This is a genomic window from Lysinibacillus sp. G01H (genome assembly GCF_028872195.1).
GTDB lineage: Bacteria > Bacillota > Bacilli > Bacillales_A > Planococcaceae > Lysinibacillus > Lysinibacillus capsici.
Map to the genome: position 1 here is coordinate 2,219,499 of NZ_CP118397.1, position 19,798 is coordinate 2,239,296.

Annotated in this window: 18 protein-coding genes and 1 other annotated feature; of the genes, 13 read left to right on the top strand and 5 right to left on the bottom strand. The window is 40.0% G+C overall.

Annotated elements, in window-relative coordinates; all coding sequences use genetic code 11:
* The first annotated feature begins 81 nt into the window (after window positions 1-81).
* The 3 genes from PSR12_RS11230 to PSR12_RS11240 all read left to right on the top strand — a co-directional run bounded on the left by PSR12_RS11230 (window position 82) and on the right by PSR12_RS11240 (window position 1,555).
* A complete protein-coding gene (locus PSR12_RS11230) occupies window positions 82-366 on the top strand; it encodes a DUF1033 family protein (protein WP_009371335.1) in 285 nt (94 codons plus the stop codon).
* Between the two features lie 222 nt (window positions 367-588).
* A complete protein-coding gene (locus PSR12_RS11235) occupies window positions 589-789 on the top strand; it encodes a cold-shock protein (RefSeq protein WP_004230088.1) in 201 nt (66 codons plus the stop codon).
* Window positions 790-1,063: 274 nt separating this feature from the next.
* A complete protein-coding gene (locus PSR12_RS11240) occupies window positions 1,064-1,555 on the top strand; it encodes a YkvA family protein (RefSeq protein WP_274773254.1) in 492 nt (163 codons plus the stop codon).
* 60 nt (window positions 1,556-1,615) lie between these two features.
* Here PSR12_RS11240 and PSR12_RS11245 read toward each other — a convergent pair whose 3' ends face one another.
* Window positions 1,616-2,431, bottom strand: coding sequence for a S1C family serine protease (locus PSR12_RS11245; RefSeq protein ID WP_274773256.1), 816 nt, complete (start codon window positions 2,429-2,431; stop codon window positions 1,616-1,618).
* Window positions 2,432-2,489: 58 nt separating this feature from the next.
* On the bottom strand, window positions 2,490-3,128 hold the full coding sequence (locus PSR12_RS11250; protein WP_263082488.1) for a hypothetical protein: 639 nt from the start codon (window positions 3,126-3,128) through the stop codon (window positions 2,490-2,492).
* 168 nt (window positions 3,129-3,296) lie between these two features.
* Here PSR12_RS11250 and PSR12_RS11255 point away from each other — a divergent pair, with 168 nt between their 5' ends.
* The 4 genes from PSR12_RS11255 to PSR12_RS11270 all read left to right on the top strand — a co-directional run bounded on the left by PSR12_RS11255 (window position 3,297) and on the right by PSR12_RS11270 (window position 6,601).
* On the top strand, window positions 3,297-3,767 hold the full coding sequence (locus tag PSR12_RS11255) for a DinB family protein (protein ID WP_274773258.1): 471 nt from the start codon (window positions 3,297-3,299) through the stop codon (window positions 3,765-3,767).
* A gap of 80 nt (window positions 3,768-3,847) precedes the next feature.
* A complete protein-coding gene (locus PSR12_RS11260; protein WP_274773260.1) occupies window positions 3,848-4,405 on the top strand; it encodes a TetR/AcrR family transcriptional regulator in 558 nt (185 codons plus the stop codon).
* Between the two features lie 27 nt (window positions 4,406-4,432).
* Complete coding sequence (fabF, locus tag PSR12_RS11265) at window positions 4,433-5,668, top strand: beta-ketoacyl-ACP synthase II (RefSeq protein WP_263082489.1); 1,236 nt, start codon at window positions 4,433-4,435, stop codon at window positions 5,666-5,668.
* Window positions 5,669-5,854: 186 nt separating this feature from the next.
* A complete protein-coding gene (locus PSR12_RS11270) occupies window positions 5,855-6,601 on the top strand; it encodes an amidohydrolase family protein (protein WP_274773262.1) in 747 nt (248 codons plus the stop codon).
* A gap of 58 nt (window positions 6,602-6,659) precedes the next feature.
* On the opposite strand, the gene PSR12_RS11275 is transcribed toward PSR12_RS11270, so the two are convergent.
* A complete protein-coding gene (locus PSR12_RS11275) occupies window positions 6,660-7,379 on the bottom strand; it encodes a metallophosphoesterase family protein (protein ID WP_274773264.1) in 720 nt (239 codons plus the stop codon).
* 116 nt (window positions 7,380-7,495) lie between these two features.
* The gene (locus PSR12_RS11280) at window positions 7,496-9,100 is read right to left on the bottom strand and encodes an ABC-F family ATP-binding cassette domain-containing protein (RefSeq protein ID WP_221682137.1); all 1,605 of its coding nucleotides are present in this window, start codon (window positions 9,098-9,100) and stop codon (window positions 7,496-7,498) included.
* Between the two features lie 595 nt (window positions 9,101-9,695).
* Here PSR12_RS11280 and PSR12_RS11285 point away from each other — a divergent pair.
* From PSR12_RS11285 to recQ, 5 genes are all read left to right on the top strand, one after another.
* On the top strand, window positions 9,696-11,582 hold the full coding sequence (locus PSR12_RS11285) for an FAD-dependent oxidoreductase (RefSeq protein ID WP_274773266.1): 1,887 nt from the start codon (window positions 9,696-9,698) through the stop codon (window positions 11,580-11,582).
* A gap of 81 nt (window positions 11,583-11,663) precedes the next feature.
* Window positions 11,664-11,883: a binding site (T-box leader), on the top strand.
* A gap of 44 nt (window positions 11,884-11,927) precedes the next feature.
* Entirely contained in the window at window positions 11,928-13,601 is a 1,674-nt protein-coding gene (argS, locus tag PSR12_RS11290) for an arginine--tRNA ligase (RefSeq protein ID WP_274773268.1), read from the top strand.
* A 130-nt stretch (window positions 13,602-13,731) separates the two neighbouring features.
* Window positions 13,732-14,907, top strand: a complete 1,176-nt coding sequence (locus PSR12_RS11295; protein ID WP_274773270.1) for an MFS transporter — start codon at window positions 13,732-13,734, stop codon at window positions 14,905-14,907.
* A 254-nt stretch (window positions 14,908-15,161) separates the two neighbouring features.
* Complete coding sequence (locus tag PSR12_RS11300; RefSeq protein WP_274773272.1) at window positions 15,162-16,265, top strand: TcaA NTF2-like domain-containing protein; 1,104 nt, start codon at window positions 15,162-15,164, stop codon at window positions 16,263-16,265.
* 7 nt (window positions 16,266-16,272) lie between these two features.
* Window positions 16,273-18,045 carry a DNA helicase RecQ gene (gene recQ / locus PSR12_RS11305; RefSeq protein WP_274773274.1) on the top strand — a complete coding sequence of 591 codons (1,773 nt, stop codon included), beginning with the start codon at window positions 16,273-16,275 and terminating at the stop codon, window positions 18,043-18,045.
* 61 nt (window positions 18,046-18,106) lie between these two features.
* Here recQ and msrA read toward each other — a convergent pair whose 3' ends face one another.
* Window positions 18,107-18,637, bottom strand: coding sequence for a peptide-methionine (S)-S-oxide reductase MsrA (msrA, locus tag PSR12_RS11310; protein WP_274773470.1), 531 nt, complete (start codon window positions 18,635-18,637; stop codon window positions 18,107-18,109).
* Between the two features lie 165 nt (window positions 18,638-18,802).
* Here msrA and PSR12_RS11315 point away from each other — a divergent pair, with 165 nt between their 5' ends.
* The gene (locus PSR12_RS11315; protein ID WP_274773276.1) at window positions 18,803-19,753 is read left to right on the top strand and encodes an LCP family protein; all 951 of its coding nucleotides are present in this window, start codon (window positions 18,803-18,805) and stop codon (window positions 19,751-19,753) included.
* The last annotated feature ends 45 nt before the right edge of the window (window positions 19,754-19,798 follow it).

Genomic DNA, 19,798 nt, shown 5'->3' on the forward strand with positions numbered 1-19,798 from the left:
ATAATTCAGGTGGTTTTAATAGACATTTCAGTTGTGTTTGCTAAAATGAAACTATCTTATGACAGCAAGGAATGGGCAAATATGTATACAATTATTTACATGAAAGCAGACTATGAGCCTTGGTGGAAATTTGAAGGCTGGGAAGCTTATATTCAAACCGAAGATACATTTGACACGAAGGAGCTCTTTGAACGTGCATTACAGCAAAGATTAGCGCATTTTCGTTCCTCTTATGATAATGAGGCAACGAAAGAGGAGCAGTATTGGGCTTTTTGGTCTGAGGATGAAAGCTTTTATTGTGAGGCTTGCGATGATGATGCACAAGTATATCATGGAATAATTGCTTGTAAAATAGAAGAGAAGTAAAAAAATTTTGAAAAAAAGTAAAAAAGATTTTTTCTTTATTTGACAAAATTATGGATGGCAGTTATACTTAACTTAACAATTTAATTGCTTCACCGGAAACATGAATTCACATATTACAAAAAGTGATCGCGTTAGTTCGGTACTCTTTGTAATATGTGAATTTTTTTCAATCGCTGAAGAAATTACATATTGTTCACTTTTATTTTTTGGAGGTTTTCTTAAATGAAACAAGGTACAGTAAAATGGTTTAACTCAGAAAAAGGTTTTGGATTCATCGAAGTTGAAGGTGAAAACGACGTATTCGTACACTTCTCAGCTATCCAAGGCGAAGGTTTCAAAACTCTTGACGAAGGTCAAAAAGTGGAATTCGAAGTTGTAGATGGCAACCGCGGACCACAAGCTGCTAACGTAACTAAACTTTAATTCTCAGTAATTAAAATCACTTTCGTTAAACCCAAGACATCCTATGCAAATAGGATGTCTTTTTTGTATCATTTGCAAGTTTAAGGATTACAAATTCTATTTTAGGTTAAATATATAGTAGTGGTGGATAGCCATGCAAAAGTAAAGGATAGCACTATAAAAGTAGCGGATAGCCATGTGAAACTGATGGATAGCTGCACAAAAGTAGCGGATAACCCCATAAAATGGAGGGTAGCCCCGCCAAAATAGCGCATGCTTGTAAAGAAGGAGGCAGATGAATGTGAATAATGAAGAAAAATTGCCTGATGAACAGGAGCAACAAGATTTTTATCAGAAACTACGTACAAAATTAGTAGCTTTTCTTGGGTCGAAAAAAGGAAAAAGTAACAAGTTTACTCCGTATTTAATGTTTGTGCCTGATTTATTTCATTTATTAATTAAAACTGTAACCGATGCAGGTGTAGATAAAAAGAGTCGTGCATTAATTGGGGCATCCATTGCGTATTTTGTATTACCGATGGATTTAATGCCAGAAGGACTGCTAGGCTTTGGTGGCTATTTAGATGATGTTGTACTAGCAACTTTTGTGGTAAATACCATTATTAATAAGTTGGGTCCAGATGTAGTGGAAAAGCATTGGACAGGGGATGACAAGCTTTTACATGTGCTACAAAAGGTTGCAGAAGTGAGTGATGAGGTTGTCAGTAAAATTCCTGTAAAATCGCCAATTGCTCAGTTCGTCAAGCAAGAAAGTAAAAATAAATAATAATATTATGTAAACCTAAAGCATCTAAAAAAATGAACCTGTCATAAGCAGGTTCATTTTTTATTGCTCTTCTAATAAATTTCGGAGTTGTTGTACAGGTACAAACAGGCCAACACGTCCAATGGGCTCATATTTCATCGTGGCAAAGATAACTCCAATGACCTCCCCATGCTGATCGATTACAGGGCTACCACTATTGCCACGATAAACAGGAGCTTTTAGCATCCTAACTGGTTCCTGCCAATCTTCTAATTGAATGGCTTCTAGCAATCTTCCTTCATTAGCGATGCCGGTGAAAGCAAGTGGATTTCCAATAAAATAGACATGTTCATTAACAGTGTAAGGTGGATCTTCTGCAAGAGGTAGATAGGGAAGTTGCTCACCTTGCACCTGTACAAAGGCTAAATCTACGGCTGGATAGCTCTCGATTAGTGTTGCCTCCATCAATCCCTCATCAGGAAAGACGACTGATAATGTTGTGGCATGTTCGACAACATGGGCGTTAGTGACAATCAGACCATCTGGTGAGATGGCAAAACCAGTGCCTTTACTGGAGCCTGTTGAAATTTCAACGACTGCCTTTTTATAGGTTTGTATATCTTCTTGTGCAGAGAGCCGCGTTGAAACCTTGATAAATTCAAGTGCAGGTATGGAGTAGATTTGAAAAATGAGGGCAAATGTATTGAAAAACAGCACCAGTGCCATACCCCACACGATCCAGCGTACAAGAGGCTTTTGTTTTTTGGGCTTTTTTCCATAAATGCGTTCTTCTTGCGCCTGTGCTAATGCTTTTTGCTGTTCCTCTAGTACAAGTTCAATAAATTCTTCTTCCGTTAATTCATCTTGCTTGGGTGTTGTATTATGTATATCACTCATTGTTTGGCCTCCTTTGCTAAAAAACAGACGCCCAAGCAGGACGCCTGTTTTCTTTCAATTATTCTATTTTTTGCAAGGTTGATGTCACAACAAATGGCTCATCTTGCTCTGTTTCCATCGTGTCCTCTTTGCGAATTAGACCAATGTCCTTTGCAAAATATTTGGTTGTGGTCATTTGATCTTCAGAGCGACTTAGCTGGATGACATCTTGATAGACCGTTGTACCAGTATCAACAGTAGCTGTCGTTGATTCAATGGTCCAACCTTGAAAGCTTGTCCCGACTTGTAATGGTTTTTGAAGTACGGTTTCCAGTACAGGATAAGAAGCTGCCTCAGCTGCACTTGGCATGCTTGGATTACTGTCAACAGGTTCTCGATAGACAAGATCAATACTTGTATCCGTTATGCGGAAGATTTTTAATAGTGTTACACCACCATTATCCTCTATTTGTACGATATGCTGTGTATCGAGGTAGGTGGTTTTTAGTGTGAAGCTAGCAAATTCATTTCCTTCCCCTTGAAAAGAAGCAACAGATCCATCAGGTGGAAAATAGGAGAGAAGTGACGTTTGATCTTGTTCCACTGGTTGCTTGTCTTCCACAGATGGTGTTGGAGCTGGCACAGGCTCTTTCTGAACTTCTTCACGACAGCCAGCTAGTAAAAATACTACAGAAAGTACTAGAACAGGGTATCTCATGGGCACACTCCTTCGCTATTTTCTTTCATTATACGTGAACGAGGAGTGTTATACGAATAATATGAGATATATACATATTATTATTATGTAAACTATTTAGCGAAAACTTGTAACAGCATGGAAAATTATTTATGATAGAAATGAAGTTCAAAAATGGGGGGCAAAGACATGTATAGACATGTAGATGATTTCTTACAAGAATGGTCAAATGCATCAAACGGGACACTACAGGTATTACAGGCTTTAACAGATGACAAATTAGATCAAAGTATTGTGGAGGGTCACAGTACACTTGGCTGGTTGGGCTGGCATTTAGTTGGAGCAGCAGGTTATTTTAGCTATCTAGCAGGGTTAAAAGTACCCATGATTCGTCAAGAAGATCCTGTGCCAACGACTGCGGCTGAGATCGTGACAGCCTATGAAAGCGTAGCAAATGGTATTAAAGAGGAAGTGGCTAAGCTTTCGAATGACGATTTACTAGAGGTAGTAACCGGCTTTACAGCGCCGATGCCAAAAGGGGCTTTATTGCGTGTATTAATTGACCATCAAACACATCATCGTGGACAAATGACGGTCCTGCTCCGTCAAGCAGGTTTACCAGTACCTGGCGTGATGGGACCAACAAAGGAAATGCAATAATCACGCGAGCAGCAGATAAACGATTTATCTGCTGCATTTTTTAGATTGACACTTACCTACTAGTAAGTTAGTATAAAGCCATGACAAATAGAAAAATGCAAATTATAGAATTAACATTGAAGAATATTCAGGAAAAAGGATTCACATCATTTAGTTATGAGCATTTAGCAAAGGAGCTTGGCGTCACGAAGGCCAGTATTCACTATCATTTCGAGAAGAAGGGAGACTTAGGGATTGCTGTATGTGAAAGGATTCAACAAGGGTTAGAGAGAACTTTTACATTGACGAAGGAGTCCACTTTGCCAGCTGAGGAAAAGCCATTTGCCTTTATTATGCAGCGAATAGAATTTCTAGAGCAAGACGGCATTTGCCCTATCTCAGCTTTACAGGCAGATTATCAAGAATTACCGCAACCAATGCAAGAAAAGCTTCAGCAGCTTAGTCAAATGGAAATCGATGTCTTTGTTGAGCTATTGAAAGAAGCTAAACAACAGGGCGCACTCCAAGCTACTAATGATTTGGAGGCTCTAGCTGTATTACTTATTTCAAGTACGAAAGGGGCCTTACAATATAAACGTGTTTTAGGAGAAGCGTTCTTTCTAAAGATGCTGGAGCAATTAAAGGAACTGTTAAAGTAAGACATGAAACAAGAAGGAGCGATGTGCATGGTACGAAGAGTCGTTGTGACTGGATATGGTGTTGTTTCCCCGTTAGGTAATTCGGTATCAGCCTTATGGGAGAATATTAAAGCAGGAAAATCAGGGATTCAAAAAATTCAAGGGGAGGCATTCAGCGGCATTAATACGCAAATTGCTGGGACGAGTACGGATTTCGATGCAACGCTGTATATGGATAAAAAAGAAATCAGTAAATATGATTTATTTGTGCAATATGCTGTTGCCGCTGCCCAACAAGCTCTGACGCAAGCTAATTTAAGTATGGGCCAGGTAGATAAGGAGCGTTTAGGCGTTTACATTGGCTCTGGCATTGGGGGCATTGAAACGATTTTAGAAAATCATCAAGCGATGCTCAATCAAGGGCCTAGAAAGGTGTCACCATTTATGGTGCCAATGATGATTAGTAATATGGCTGCAGGAATACTAGCCATTAAAACAGGCTTTAAAGGGCCAAGCTTTTCACCTGTTTCAGCTTGTGCGACAGGAAACCAGGCGATTGGAGAAGCTTTCTTAGCGATTCGACATGGCTATGCGGATGGCATTTTAGCAGGTGGAGCGGAGGCACCCATAAATCCACTAAGCTTTGCAGGATTCTCCCGCATGAAAGCCATGTCCACGAGGAATGAAGAACCAACAAAGGCCAGTCGACCATTCGATAGCGAGCGAGATGGCTTTGTCATGTCTGAAGGAGCTGGCATCGTATTCCTAGAGGAGTATGAACACGCGAAACAAAGGGGTGCTACGATTCTCGGTGAGATTGTTGGTTATGGTGTGACAACTGATGCTTATCATATTACAGCTCCTGATTTTACGGGTGCTGCCAATGCCATGAAGCTAGCATTAAAAATGGGTGATATCGATGGGTCAGCCATCGATTATATAAATGCACACGGCACAAGTACTCCAGAGGGAGATAAATCTGAAACAAAAGCTATTAAACATGTTTTTGGTGACCATGCCTATCAACTAAAGGTTAGCTCCACAAAATCGATGACAGGACATCTCTTTGGCGCGGCCGGTGGAATAGAAGCCATTATTACATTGAAAAGTATAATGGATGGCATTATTCCACCAACCATCAATTATGATACACCAGATCCCGAATGTGATTTAAACTATGTTCCTAATGAGGCGCTTCATCAAGACGTTAACTTTGCGCTATCCAATGGGTTTGGCTTTGGCGGCCATAATGCTGTGCTAGCATTTAAAAAATTTGAGGATTAAGGCATTAGCTATTTGCTAAAAAGAATGGTATGAATTTGATTGTTCATACCATTTTTTACGTTTGTTTTATTCACTTGAAAAGAAAAGAGACAAGTCAATAAGTTTTCCTTATGATAAATGGCTAGAAATTCGTATTATAACTTATAGTTAGAGTATGGTAAATTCAAAGGAAAAGGGGGATAAATGATGCGAATCTTTGATGCACACTTACATATCATTGACTTTAATTTTCCGATTATCGAAAACCAAGGTTATACACCACCAAGCTATGTAGTAGAGGATTATCAAAAGGATACAGTGAGTGTCCAGATAGCGGGAGGAGCCATTGTATCAGGATCTTTTCAAGGATTTGACCAAGCCTATCTTTTAAAAGCATTAAAACAACTGGGTCCCACATTTTGTGGGGTAACACAATTACCTAATACGGTGACGGATGATGAAATTGTACATTTACATAACAATGGGGTACGGGCATTACGCTTTAATGTAAAACGAGGTGGCTCAGAGGATTTATCGCAGCTAGATACCTTTGCGCGACGGGTTTATGAATTGGTCGGTTGGCATAGTGAATTATATATCGATGCGAAGGAATTACCAGAGATAGCCTCGACAATTGAAGCATTACCAGCCATCTCCATCGATCATTTAGGGTTGACGGAAGAGGGGCTGCCACATTTATTAAAGCTTGTTGATAAGGGAGTACGTGTCAAGGCGACTGGCTTTGGTCGTGTGGAGCTGGATGTGAAGCATGCTTTACAAGCGATTTATAATGTGAATCCAGCTGCGCTGATGTTCGGAACAGATTTGCCATCTACAAGAGCCAGACGACCTTTTAATTATGGGGATGTCGAATTGATTCAACTGCTATTTGATCAACAGGCGGCTGATAAAATCCTCTACGAGAATGCGTGGCAATGGTATTTCCAGCGTTAAATATAAAAAAGAATCCATGCTGGCATTAAAATGGATTCCTTTTTTGATTGTGACGGTACTAAGCATTTCGATAGTTGGCAAACATAATTTCATTATAATACTGATCTAATTGAGGCATACCCAGCTCTTTTGCGATCATTAGCTCAGCCCCTCGGTCATATGCTACTCTAATAAATTGGATGGCATTGTTTGACTGTGTTCCATCTAGAATGGCATAGGAAGCAGAAGTTAGGTCAAGTGAATTACCAACACTTCCTACATTACAAAGAATTCCTTGTTTATATGTATGTAAAAAAGTTGTATGGATATCGCCATAGACCACAATATCAGGTTGTTTCTTGTAATGGATTGAGTTGGTTACTGCATTATTCTCAAACATAGATAAACGCTTTTCAAGCGGATGACTCGGTAAGATACGTTCAAACTCGCTCCTTGGAGACGCATGGAAAAATCTAATGAGCTGTTCATTTAATTCAAGATCAATATGGAAGGGTAATGACCCGAGATATTGATAGTCTTTTGCTGTTAATCGATCTTTAAACCATTGGAGAAAATCATTGTCAGTAGGGGATTGAATAAATACGTCCCAATTGCCTCGTACGACTTGTTCACAATTTTGTTGGATAAGTTCAATACAGGCAGATCCTGGAGGGCCCTTGCCGATTAAATCACCTAAACAAAAAATTCTGTCAATCTTTCTTAAGCGAATGTCTTTTAATACGGCCTCTAATGCCGTTTTATTCCCATGAATATCTGATATAATTGCAATTTTCTTCACGAAGCTTACCCCCTCATTAATGCTATACTAAATAATTCAATAAAAATCCTTTTAATCCTTTAAAAACAAAGACAAAAAAACCTCTACCTACTTTGGGTAGAGGTTTTTTGTAAAGCCTAGCTTAAGCCTTGGCTATCTTTCCATTCTAAGAATTCATCATATGTTAACTGCTTATCTAAAATAGAGCCGTCTTCACGGATTTCGATGACACGGTTAGCAATTGTTTGGATGAACTGATGGTCATGGGATGTGAAAATCATTGCGCCTTTAAAACGAATTAAGCCTTCGTTCAATGCTTGAATAGATTCAAGGTCAAGGTGGTTCGTTGGTTCATCTAATAAAATAACATTTGCTGTCGCAAGCATCATTTTCGATAGCATACAACGTACTTTTTCGCCTCCAGAAAGAACAGCAGGAGATTTCTTCACTTCTTCACCAGAGAATAGCATACGTCCTAGGAAACCACGTAGGAAGCTTTCTGTTTCATCGTCTGGCGAATATTGACGTAACCATTCTACTAATGTTTTTTCAGAACCTTCGAAGTACTTGTCATGATCGTTTTCGAAGTAGCTTTGAGATGTCGTTACACCCCATTTGAATGTGCCAGCATCCGCTTCTTTTTCTTCCATTAAAATATCAAGAAGTGCTGTTTTCGCCATTGGGCTACCAAGTAAAACAATTTTATCTTCTTTGTTCATCGAGAAGCGCATGTCCTTGAATAGTGTTTCGCCTTCATGACTTGCCGTTAGACCGTCTACTGTTAGGACATCGTTACCAATTTCACGGCCGATTTGGAAGTTGATGAATGGATATTTACGGCTTGATGGCTTAATATCATCCAGCTCAATTTTATCCAGCATTTTTTTACGAGATGTTGCTTGCTTCGATTTAGAAGCATTGGCAGAGAAACGTGCGATAAACGCTTGTAATTCTTTAATTTTCTCTTCTTTTTTCGAATTTTGGTCTTGTGCCATTTTTTGCGCCAATTGAGAAGATTCATACCAGAAATCATAGTTCCCTACATATAATTGGATTTTAGAGAAGTCCAAATCCGCAATATGTGTACATACTTTATTTAAGAAGTGACGGTCATGGGATACAACAATAACTGTATTTTCAAAGTTAATCAGGAACTCTTCCAGCCACTGAATTGCCTTTAAGTCAAGGTGGTTGGTAGGCTCATCGAGTAATAGTACATCAGGTTGACCAAACAGTGCCTGTGCCAGTAATACTTTCACTTTGTCAGAACCTTCAAGATCGCCCATTAGCATGTAATGAAGATCATCGGAGATACCTAAACCGTTTAGTAGTGTAGCCGCTTCTGAATCAGCTTCCCAACCGTTTAGCTCTGCAAATTCACCTTCTAACTCTGCAGCACGCATGCCATCCTCATCGGAGAAATCTTCCTTTGCATAGATAGCGTCTTTTTCTGTTTTCACGTCATATAGGCGTTTATTTCCCATAATAACTGTGTCGAGCACAGTATGCTCATCGTATTCGAAGTGGTTCTGTTTCAGGACAGATAAACGTTCGTCCTTACCCATCGATACATTTCCTTCCTGCGCTTCAATTTCACCAGAAAGAATTTTTAAAAATGTTGATTTACCAGCACCATTTGCCCCAATTAAACCGTAGCAATTGCCTGGTGTGAATTTTATATTTACGTCTTCAAATAGTTTACGATCGCCATAGCGAAGACCTACATTACTAACTTGAATCATGCAAGTTCCTCCTTTTTTTCACAATGGCTCTAGTATAGCATGAAATATGTTCCATAGTCTATAAACATTATTAAATCAAGGTTTGGCGTTCTTTTCACATTTTTTGTTAAACATAAACTGAATAAAGATACAATAAAAAAGTTAAATTTGGTGTAACTTTCTTTGAGAGTGAGACGTCTATATTGTAGTGTGATTAACTATTTTTGAAAAAGAATAGAAAAATGACATCATTTACCACGGGGATTTTAGTTGCTTATTCACAAAGGTTTCGTCTAAAATGATTCTGACTGTTTATATATCAAGTAAATCATCACTGGTGCCCACAAGCCCATCCCCGTTTTGAATGCCAGCTATTTGTGGCTCTTTCATTTATACTAGATAGATGTTGCTAAAGTTAGACTAAAAACATCACAATCCTCATAAATGATTTCATTCATTTATCTTGATGATAATTTCATAAAAAATGCTGTAAGCCAATGAATTATTCGTTGTTGGTAATGATATGCCTGCGTTCAACTAGGACATTCAGCCCTTGTGGCGGGAATGATGATTAAATAAACACATCGATGGAAATTTTAACAATTGGAGGTATATTATGGGTAAGGGCTTATTATGGACAGCCACTTGTGTAATAGTAGTTTTACTTGGGTTTGGTAGCTACTATTTTATTAAAGAAATAACAAACTCTATGGCATACAATAAATTAGTAGATGAGTATAAAAAGCCAGAACCAATTGAACATATAGAGGAAGAATATGATGTTATTGTCATCGGTGGTGAACCAGAGGGTGTGGCTGCGGCTGTGGCTGCTGCTCGAAATGGTGCGAAAACATTGCTGGTCGAAAAACGACAAGAGTTAGGTGGATTATTTACATATGGTATGCTGAATTTCCTCGACATTCCTCGTAATGGCCATAACAAATCGATTAGTGAGGGAATATTTAAGGAATGGCATGAGCTTGTTAGAGGGAATGACGCTTTTGGCATTGTAGGTGCTAATGCAGCCTTTAAAAAGCTGATCGATGAAGAGCCCAACTTAACTTTATCCGTGCAAACCGAGGTTGTGAAAGCGAATGTCAAACAACAACAATTAACGTCTGTGGAATTAAAAAATGAGTACGGTACATATGTTGTGACGGGGAAATCATTTATAGATGCTACACAGGATGCTGATTTTGCTGCCTTGTCGGGCGTTCCTTTCTTTGTGGGTGGAGAAGATATTGGCATAAAGGATAAGCGTATGGCTGTGACGTTAATGCTACATTTAAAAAATGTCAATTGGGATGAAGTCAAAAAAGCGGCTAATTCTGGTGTATTTGGCGGTGCTAATTTAAATCATACGGTGATGTGGGGCTTTACAAAGCTGCATGATGAATACAAGCCATTACAAGAGGGCACAAGATTACGAGGCTTAAACTTAGCTCGTGTAGATGATGAATATTTCATCAATGCCTTACAGATTTTTGGTATTGATGGCTTGAATGAATCCTCAAAACAAGCGGCGATTGTCGCTGGGAAGAAAGAAACGTTACACATTCTAAAATATTTACAAACAAACTTCCCAGGGTTTGAAAAGGCTGAAATTGTCAGCTATCCAGAAGAACTCTACGTCCGAGAAACGAGACACATTTGGGCAGAGTATCAATTACCAATGGCAGACCTGTGGAAAAATAGTGATCAGTGGGATAGCATTGGCATTGCCTCTTATCCAGTCGATGTGCAAGCGCAAACGCCTCATGATTACGGCTATGTGATCGCTGCACCAAAGCAATATGCTATTCCTTTCCGTTCGTTAGTACCGAAGGATATTGATGGCTTACTGGTTGTCGGACGCTCTGCTGGTTATTCATCACTTGCAGCTGGTAGTGCACGTATTGTTCCAACAGGGATGGTAACTGGTGAAGCGGCTGGGACTGCAGCTGCTCTTGCACAGAAGCACGATGTAACCTTTAGAGACATGAGTAAGGATAAACCATTAATCGCTACATTACGAAAGCAATTGGCTAAACAAGGTGCCTATGTTGATTCATTTTCAATTGAGTATCCATATCAAGGAGAATGGTATGATGAAGCCATTCAAACGCTCATTAATTACGGCCTTGTAGTGGGCGGCTATGATAATGACTTAAAAGTAGACAGTAAGGCGACGAAAATAAAGTTTGCTAAAATGTTAAAAGAGAGTATGTTACGTGCTGGTGGAGAAAGTGGATCAGGAATGAAGGACCAACTCGAAATTGTCATCAATAAGGTTTATAATCAAGGTGATGAAGCTATTGAGCGAGATGAGCTGGCTCAATATTTGGCCGACGTCCTAATCGGTGAATCCAATGAGACTAACTGGGATACATTAGTAGAAAAAGGAATTATCACGGAGAAAGTAGCGAAGAAAGTCTCTGACAATAAGGAATTAAAATTAAAAGAGATGTATGCCATTATGGCTGATGTGATTCAGTATGTAGAAAAAAAACGTTCCTCCTTGTGAGGAGCGTTTTTTGCTGAAATGGCAACGTAAAAAATGGTTGACGCCAATAAGGAAATCCTGTAATATATGTCAAAATCATAGAAAAATTCGATGAAAAAGAGAGTAATTGATGGGATGACTGGCAAGCGAGTTAGGGATGGTGGGAGCCTAATGCAGGAACCATGAATGAAGCGCACTTTGGAGAAGGTTCTCGAACAAGTAGTAGAGAATAGCGGGGCGTCACCTCGTTAACAACGGAAAGTGGTCATGTTACATGACAACTAGAGTGGTACCACGGGATTATCATGCTCTCGTCTCTAATTATAGAGGCGAGGGCTTTTTTATTTGAACAGGAGGAGGAGTAAAATGAATCAACTAATCGCCAACAGTATAGCGGTCGCATTAAAGCAACAAATAATAGGAGAGGAAATAGTGTCATTATTAGAAAAACCCAAAAGTTTGGAGCTTGGGGACGTAGCCTTTCCATGCTTTACTCTAGCAAAAGTGTGGAAAAAATCACCGCAAAGTATCGCAGCACATATTGCAAGTCAAATAAATCATGACAGCATTGAGCGTGTGCAAGCTGTTGGTGGCTATGTTAATATTTTTCTCGATCAACAAAAGGTGACCCAACAGGTGTTAAGCAAGATTCTGCGCGACAAGCAACAATATGGTACTACTCCAACAAAGGTGGGAGCGGTCGTCTTGGATTTTTCCTCTCCTAATATCGCCAAGCCTTTCTCAATGGGACATTTACGTTCAACGGTCATCGGCAATGCCTTAGCAAATATTGCAGAAAAAAATGGCTATCAAGCCATTCGTATTAATCATTTAGGGGACTGGGGTACACAGTTTGGCAAGCTTATTGTTGCTTATCAGCTTTGGGGTGATAAACAGGCCATTTCAGCGTCACCGATAGAGGAGTTATTAAAGATTTATGTGAAGTTTCATGAAGAGGCAGAGCAAGACCCAACGCTCAATGAACAGGCTCGTGCCGCCTTTAAAGCATTGGAGGACGGTAATGAAGAGGCACAGGCATTATGGCAATGGTTCCGAGATGTGTCATTCGTAGAATTTCAAACAATATATGAGCTATTAGGAATTCATTTTGATGGCTTTACAGGTGAATCCTTTTACAATGACAAAATGCCATCCGTTGTAACAGAATTAAAAGAAAAAGGGCTCCTCGTGGAATCAGAAGGTGCGTATGTTGTGGAGATGGAGGAGATGCCTCCATGTTTAATAAAGAAAACGGATGGGGCCACGCTTTATGCGACGCGTGATTTAGCAGCTGCCCTGTATCGCCAACAGCACTACCAGCCCCAAAAGATGTTCTACGTTGTTGGCAATGAGCAGTCCCTCCACTTTAAACAACTTTTTCAGGTCATCGAAAAAATGGGCTATCCTTGGGCAAAGAATTTGCAACATGTGTCATTTGGCATGATGCTGAAGGATGGTAAAAAAATGTCGACGCGTAAAGGCAAAGTGGTGCTATTAGCTGATGTACTAGCAGAAGCTATAACGACAGCACAGCGTAATATGGAGCAGAAAAATCCTTCTCTGCCTAATAAAGAGCAAGTCGCAAAGCAAGTGGGGGTTGGAGCGGTAATTTTTAATGATTTAAAAGCCCATCGTCTAAACGATATTGAATTTTCAATCGAGCAAATGATGAATTTTGAAGGCGAAACAGGGCCATACGTACAATATACATATGCACGTATTTGCTCTATTTTAGATAAAGCGAAAGCTCCGACTCAAGATATATTATTCAAATCTTTAGGAGAGCAGGCTTGGCCGATGATCCTATTATTAGAACAGTTTCCTAAAACGGTAGCTATGGCTTTTGAGCAGGCTGATCCGTCCCAAATAGCGAAGTATGCCTTACAACTGGCACGTTTATTTAATAAATATTATGCACAGTACAAAATATTAGCAGAGGACGAACAGCAAGCATCCCGTCTTGCTCTATGTCAGAGTGTTGCGATTGTTTTAAAAGAGTCATTAGCCTTATTAGGTATTGAATCACCTGAAAATATGTAAGAAGCATTAGCCATTTAAAGATAAACTGTCCAATCATTGACCATCCATCGAAAACATGATAAAAGGATAGAGGAATCCATGCAAGCTTTTCATAAATAAAGGCAGCGTATTAATAGAGAGGATCAAACAAATGGCTAAAAAACATTGGACCGTATCACTCACCTTCGTGGTCATTAGTACATTTTTTGTAGCTCTTAATATGAGACCAGCTGTCACGGGAATAGGACCGCTTTTTAATATCCTCATGACATCCTTACAAGTCTCGAATACAAGCATGAGCTTTCTCACTGCTATCCCCGTTTTTTGTATGGGATTATTTGCACCTTTGGCTGTCCCGCTTCAGCGAAAAATGGGCACGAAATCAGCTATCACCCTTTTAGTGGCGATCCTTGTCGTTGCGAATGGGCTACGCTTTTTCCAAGCAAGTTATCTCTTGCTCATCGTGACAAGCTTTGCGGCAGGCTTAGCGATTGCAATGATTGGTCCTATTCTAAATGCTTATATTAAGAAAAAGTTTCCAGAACGCTTTACGACAGTAGTCGGTATCTATTCATTCGGTATTGGCGTAGGGGCTACCTTAAGTGCAGCCTTAACCGTGACTTTTTATCAGGGTTTCAGTAATAGTTGGACAATCGCCCTTGGCATGTGGTCAATCCTTGCTATAGTTGCTCTCGTTATCTGGCTAGCGGCAATTCCATCCGAACACAACGAGCAACTCCAACAAGTAACTACGTCAGAAGAAGTCCGTAATCCGTGGACATCTAGACGTGCCTGGGTAATTTTACTGTACTTTGGTTTACAAACATCACTCTTTTTCTCAATTATGTCATGGCTTACGCCGCTATTGCAGGATAAAGGCCTGTCATTAGAGGCATCCAGTGCCATGCTAACAATTATGTCTATTGTACAAATGATAGGTAATATGGCGGTCCCAATTCTCATGGAAAAATGGCCAAGTCGAATGGCCTGGCTACTAGTGTTTAGCTTTGTTGGCGTGATTAGTTTTATGCTACTCTGGCTGACAGCGGGTTTTTACCTATGGCTGGCTGTTTTATTAATTGGTATTGTGCTAAGTGGGCTATTTCCAATCGGACTATTGTTGCCTCTTGATGAAGCCAAAAATGATCAGGAGGCCACTAGTTGGTCATCTATGGTGCTGGCAGGTGGCTTTATGGTAAGTGCCATTATCCCCATTCTAATAGGCGTTTGCTATGACCTAACAGGCAACCATACATGGACGTATCTGATCTTTGTATTATTAATGCTCGGCATTCTAGTAACGACAGGACTATTAAGGAAAAAATGATTGTCAGAGACATGTGTCAGGTTGCACATGTCTTTTTATGTGAAAATTATTTTGAGGGTATGATATCCTTCCATCCTCACAGCAAATTTTGGCTTCCATCAATATTAATGGGTAGAAAGAAATGACTTTAAGGTAGTTGCTGCATTTTTCTAATATTATTCAATTTATAATAATATTATGTAAACTTGAAACATTACTAGTCCTTGATTATGATAGAGAAGAGAGAATGTAGAATAGAAAGTTTTGGTGAAGGTATGTATAAAAAAGTGCTCATTTTAGGAGCGACAGCTTTTCTTGTCGCAGGCTGCGACAGTCAAATAGGGACAGGATGGTTTCAAAATAAAAAGGCAGAGGTGGAAACAGAGGGAACTGTGACGAAGCAACAGGAAAAAATTGTCCCAGAGGTCAAAGTGATTGGAGAGCATGGTGTTGGAGCAGGCATTATTATCAGACAACAGGATGATCAACTGTATATTTTAACGAATGGTGCACTAGTGGCATCCAAACCAACTGCTCTTGTTCAATTTGGTCATGACAAGCTGGTAGCAGCAACTATTCATGTCATGTCAACAGCCTATAATATGGCCCTGTTACGAGTAACCTATCAAGCGGAAGTGCAAGTGCCTAATTTATATGAAGGAGAGCTAAGTCAGCTGGCTGTTTATGTGAATGGCTTACCCTATACGATTCAAAAATACCAAGATAGAGTAGCGGCCTATTATATAAAAGCGGAACAATCGATCCCTCTAGGAAGCCCTGTCATGGAGGCTGAAAACGGAGCCATTGTCGGATTATATTTTAATCGACAACAGCAAGGACAGTCACAGCCATACATATTGCCTATAAAGGAATTCCAAGCATCCATCGATGAATGGATTGAGGAGGGCATGACAGCCAGTGTACGACTTTCCCAATCGAAAAACTTATACCCCTATATTGAACAAGGGGATAAAGAAGCTGTACAGCAAGCCATCGAACAATATGGAGAAAATATATTTGCGTATAATACCGATGAAATTAAGCTATTTTTAGATACGTTTCACAAGTATTTAAAGGGGGCGGTGACAACCCAGGATGCAAGTGTTATGAAACCGATTGTCGGAACAGAGGCTATACAAGAAACCTTGGCTAGTATGGTTGCCTATTATGCTTCCAAGCAAGCCAAAATTCATTTCTCAGACACGGATATTCAGGCAATTCGCGTAGAAGGACAGCGTCTTATCGTCCAGGCTAAAACGGAATATATCCTGACGAATGCTGCTGGACAGGAGGCACTTGCCTACTCCAACATGTTGTATGAGTTAGAAAAAAATGAACAGGGCGAGTACAAGCTACTTGGTCTCACAAACAAGGAGTGAATTTTGCATGGAGCAAGCTAGACAAATGCTACAGCATCATTTTGGCTATGATACCTTTCGCCAAGGTCAAGCCCAAATTATTGAACAAACATTACGAGGGCAGTCAAGTCTTTGTGTCATGCCAACAGGTGGAGGGAAATCCATTTGCTATCAAATTCCAGCGTTAATGCTTGAGGGGTTAACCATCGTGATTTCGCCACTGATTTCACTGATGCAAGATCAGGTGGAGGCTTTACGTACAGCAAATATTCCAGCAGCCTATATCAATAGTACGCTGACAGCACAGGAAGTGGATGAAACCATGCAGCTTGCCAGTGCGGGTTATTTAAAGCTCCTCTATATTGCACCTGAGCGTCTGGAAAGTACGACGTTTCTTCAAGCATTGTCGAATTTATCTGTCCCTTTACTTGCGATTGACGAGGCTCATTGTATATCGCAATGGGGGCATGATTTTAGACCAAGCTATCGTTCGATCCACAAGCTTTTTACACTATGGCCACAAAAACCCACTGTTTTAGCGCTGACAGCCACTGCTACTCCAACAGTTTGTGATGATATTCGTCAATTGTTAGCGATTGATGAGCAGGCAACGGTCATGACAGGCTTTTCACGTGAGAATTTGGCACTTTCGGTGTTAATTGGTGAAAATAAAGAACGTTATGTAAAAAATTATGTACAACAAAATAAACAGGAAGTGGGCATCATTTATGCAGCTACTCGAAAAGCTGTGGATGCCATTTATGATGTGCTGAGTCGCTCTGGTGAAGATGTAGCAAAATATCATGCAGGTCTTTCAGAAAACTTGCGAATGGCTGAGCAGGAGCGGTTTTTAAAAGATGAGGCACGTATCATGGTGGCAACGAATGCTTTTGGTATGGGTATTGATAAAAGTAATGTGCGCTTTGTGTTGCATTATCAAATGCCTCGTAATATGGAGAGCTATTACCAGGAAGCGGGTCGTGCTGGCCGAGATGGTCTGCCAAGTGCTTGTATTTTATTGTATGCTTCAGGGGACGTTCAAACACAGCGTTTTCTTATCGAACAGTCACAGGATGAGGCTCGTATTACACAGGAGCTAGCTAAACTCCAAACAATGGTCGATTATTGCCATACTGAGGGCTGCTTACAGAATGCGATTTTAGCGTATTTTGGAGAAGTAGAGGAGGAGCCGTGTGGGCGGTGTAGTAACTGTATTGACGGGCGAGCAGTGACGGATGTGACAGAGGATGCGCAAAAGGTGCTGGCCTGTGTTGTGCGTATGGGACAAAAATTCGGTAAGACCATGGTGGCGCAGGTGTTAATTGGCTCTAAAAATCAAAAGATAGCTGAATTTGGCTTTGCCCGTTTATCGACCTATGGCATTTTAAAAGGACAATATGCCTCAAAGGATGTCTCTAACTTTATCGAATTTTTAATTGCAGAGGGCTTGCTGGCCGTGAAGCATGGTACATTCCCTACAATTTATGTATCAACTGAAGGCAAGGAAGTGCTACTTGGTAATCGACAGGTCATGCGCAAGGAAGCTGTCACAGTGAAGAAGCTAGTGGATAATGATCCATTATTTGAACACTTACGGGTATTACGCAAAGAGATTGCCGATGAGGAAAAGGTACCACCATTTGTTGTATTTTCCGATAAAACGTTACGTGATTTATGTGATAAGAGACCAACTGTATTGGAGGATTTACGACAGGTGAGTGGTATAGGGGAAGTAAAATTTGAGAAGTATGGTCAACGCTTTTTTGACGCACTACAATCGTTTTTAGAAGCCTCTATTTAATAAATTTGTTGCGATTGTATAAAAGAGAGATGTCTCCAGCTTGTGGGACACCTCTTTTTTATTATTTTTCCCAATGCTTTGTAATGAACGTATCACGCCCAGAAACAGCCCGGTCTTGCTGATAGTGTTCTGTCTCTTTTTTATAATAATCCTGGTGATAATCCTCTGCTGGGTAAAAGCGTTCAGCATCGCGAATTTTGGTTACAATAGGTTTATCAAAGCGTCCACTATTGGCAAGTTTTTCTTTCGAGGCCGCTGCGATTTGCTTTTGCTCATCTGTATAGGTAAAGATTGCGGTAGTATAGGATTCACCACGGTCATGGAACTGTCCATACGCATCTGTCGGATCAATTTGCATCCAATAAATATCAAGGAGCTGCTCATAACTAAAAATAGCAGGGTCGAATTCAATTTCGACTACTTCTAAATGACCTGACGTTCCTTTTTTGACATCTTCATAGGTTGGGTTTTCTAAGTGGCCACCCATATAGCCTGAAGTGACTTTATGTATACCGTCCCACTCGACGAATGGCTTGACCATACACCAAAAACAGCCGCCAGCAAATGTCGCTTTTTCTATCAATTGAATCATCCTTTCTTTTGTGAAAATATTATAGCATTGTTTGACGCCAAACTGTGCAAATGGGTGTAAAATAACGTTTAGATAGAAAAACATGGAATAGTTCCTTTTTATAATGAAACTTTCTAGCTAATCAATCGTTACATTAACTATATCAAAATAGAGGAGTTAGTTGTTATGGAAGAGCAAGATTATACAAGACGCTCCCAACGTCCTAAAAAGCGTCGATTACGTAAAGGGAGAGCATTTTTTACACTATTACTATTGTGTATCATTGTGATTGTCGGCTATTCGGTCATGCAATATCGCAGCGGACTTGAGTTAGCCAACGATACTAAAGTTGCACAGGAAGAATTTACGGGTGATAGCATCAAAGGGGATATCGAAAACTATTTGATTTTAGGGGTCGATACACGTGGAGAGGAAAAATCACGGACCGATACAATGATGGTATTATCCTGGAATAAAGCAAACAACGACATTAAACTCGTATCCTTTATGCGCGATATTTACGCGGATATTCCAGGCTATCAATCCTATAAACTTAATACAGCTTACTACTTAGATGGTGTTCAGCTATTAAAGGATACATTGACAAATATGTTTGGCCTACCGATTCATCATTATGCACTGATTGATTTTAAAAACTTTGAATCCTTAGTGGATATTTTAGCCCCAAATGGTGTGGAAATGGATGTTGAAAAGGACATGTCTGAAAATATTGGGGTAGAGTTAAAGCAAGGTGTTCATCGTTTAAATGGACAGGAGCTACTAGGTTATGCGCGTTTCCGTCATGATGCAGAAGGAGATTTTGGGCGTGTTGCACGTCAGCAAAAAGTGATTGAAGCATTAAAAACAGAGTTATTAATGCCTACGAATATGTTGCATTTACCAAAATTTGTTGGTGCGGCACAGGGCTATATCACAACAGATTATTCATCTACTGAGGAAATGCAGCAAGTGCTTAAATTGCTATCAAAGGGCAAGGTAAACATTGAGAAAGCAACCATCCCTATCGAGGGGAGCTATCAATTCCAAAACTTTAGCCATGCGGGCGATTCCATTGTCATCGATGTGGAGCAAAACAAAGCCTTTTTAAGTGATTTTTTAGGTATTTCACTAGAGTGATGTTTCGCAAAAACCAGCATTATCCTGTAATATAAAGGTAGAGCA

What these genes read in the sequence shown, in the direction of transcription:
- PSR12_RS11230 (WP_009371335.1), top strand. Translation starts at nt 82, where the DNA reads ATGTATACAATTATTTACATGAAAGCAGACTATGAGCCTTGGTGGAAA.
- PSR12_RS11235 (WP_004230088.1), top strand. Translation starts at nt 589, where the DNA reads ATGAAACAAGGTACAGTAAAATGGTTTAACTCAGAAAAAGGTTTTGGA.
- PSR12_RS11240 (WP_274773254.1), top strand. Translation starts at nt 1,064, where the DNA reads ATGAATGTGAATAATGAAGAAAAATTGCCTGATGAACAGGAGCAACAA.
- PSR12_RS11245 (WP_274773256.1), bottom strand. Translation starts at nt 2,431, where the DNA reads ATGAGTGATATACATAATACAACACCCAAGCAAGATGAATTAACGGAA.
- PSR12_RS11250 (WP_263082488.1), bottom strand. Translation starts at nt 3,128, where the DNA reads ATGAGATACCCTGTTCTAGTACTTTCTGTAGTATTTTTACTAGCTGGC.
- PSR12_RS11255 (WP_274773258.1), top strand. Translation starts at nt 3,297, where the DNA reads ATGTATAGACATGTAGATGATTTCTTACAAGAATGGTCAAATGCATCA.
- PSR12_RS11260 (WP_274773260.1), top strand. Translation starts at nt 3,848, where the DNA reads ATGACAAATAGAAAAATGCAAATTATAGAATTAACATTGAAGAATATT.
- fabF (WP_263082489.1), top strand. Translation starts at nt 4,433, where the DNA reads ATGGTACGAAGAGTCGTTGTGACTGGATATGGTGTTGTTTCCCCGTTA.
- PSR12_RS11270 (WP_274773262.1), top strand. Translation starts at nt 5,855, where the DNA reads ATGCGAATCTTTGATGCACACTTACATATCATTGACTTTAATTTTCCG.
- PSR12_RS11280 (WP_221682137.1), bottom strand. Translation starts at nt 9,100, where the DNA reads ATGATTCAAGTTAGTAATGTAGGTCTTCGCTATGGCGATCGTAAACTA.
- PSR12_RS11285 (WP_274773266.1), top strand. Translation starts at nt 9,696, where the DNA reads ATGGGTAAGGGCTTATTATGGACAGCCACTTGTGTAATAGTAGTTTTA.
- argS (WP_274773268.1), top strand. Translation starts at nt 11,928, where the DNA reads ATGAATCAACTAATCGCCAACAGTATAGCGGTCGCATTAAAGCAACAA.
- PSR12_RS11295 (WP_274773270.1), top strand. Translation starts at nt 13,732, where the DNA reads ATGGCTAAAAAACATTGGACCGTATCACTCACCTTCGTGGTCATTAGT.
- PSR12_RS11300 (WP_274773272.1), top strand. Translation starts at nt 15,162, where the DNA reads ATGTATAAAAAAGTGCTCATTTTAGGAGCGACAGCTTTTCTTGTCGCA.
- recQ (WP_274773274.1), top strand. Translation starts at nt 16,273, where the DNA reads ATGGAGCAAGCTAGACAAATGCTACAGCATCATTTTGGCTATGATACC.
- msrA (WP_274773470.1), bottom strand. Translation starts at nt 18,637, where the DNA reads ATGATTCAATTGATAGAAAAAGCGACATTTGCTGGCGGCTGTTTTTGG.
- PSR12_RS11315 (WP_274773276.1), top strand. Translation starts at nt 18,803, where the DNA reads ATGGAAGAGCAAGATTATACAAGACGCTCCCAACGTCCTAAAAAGCGT.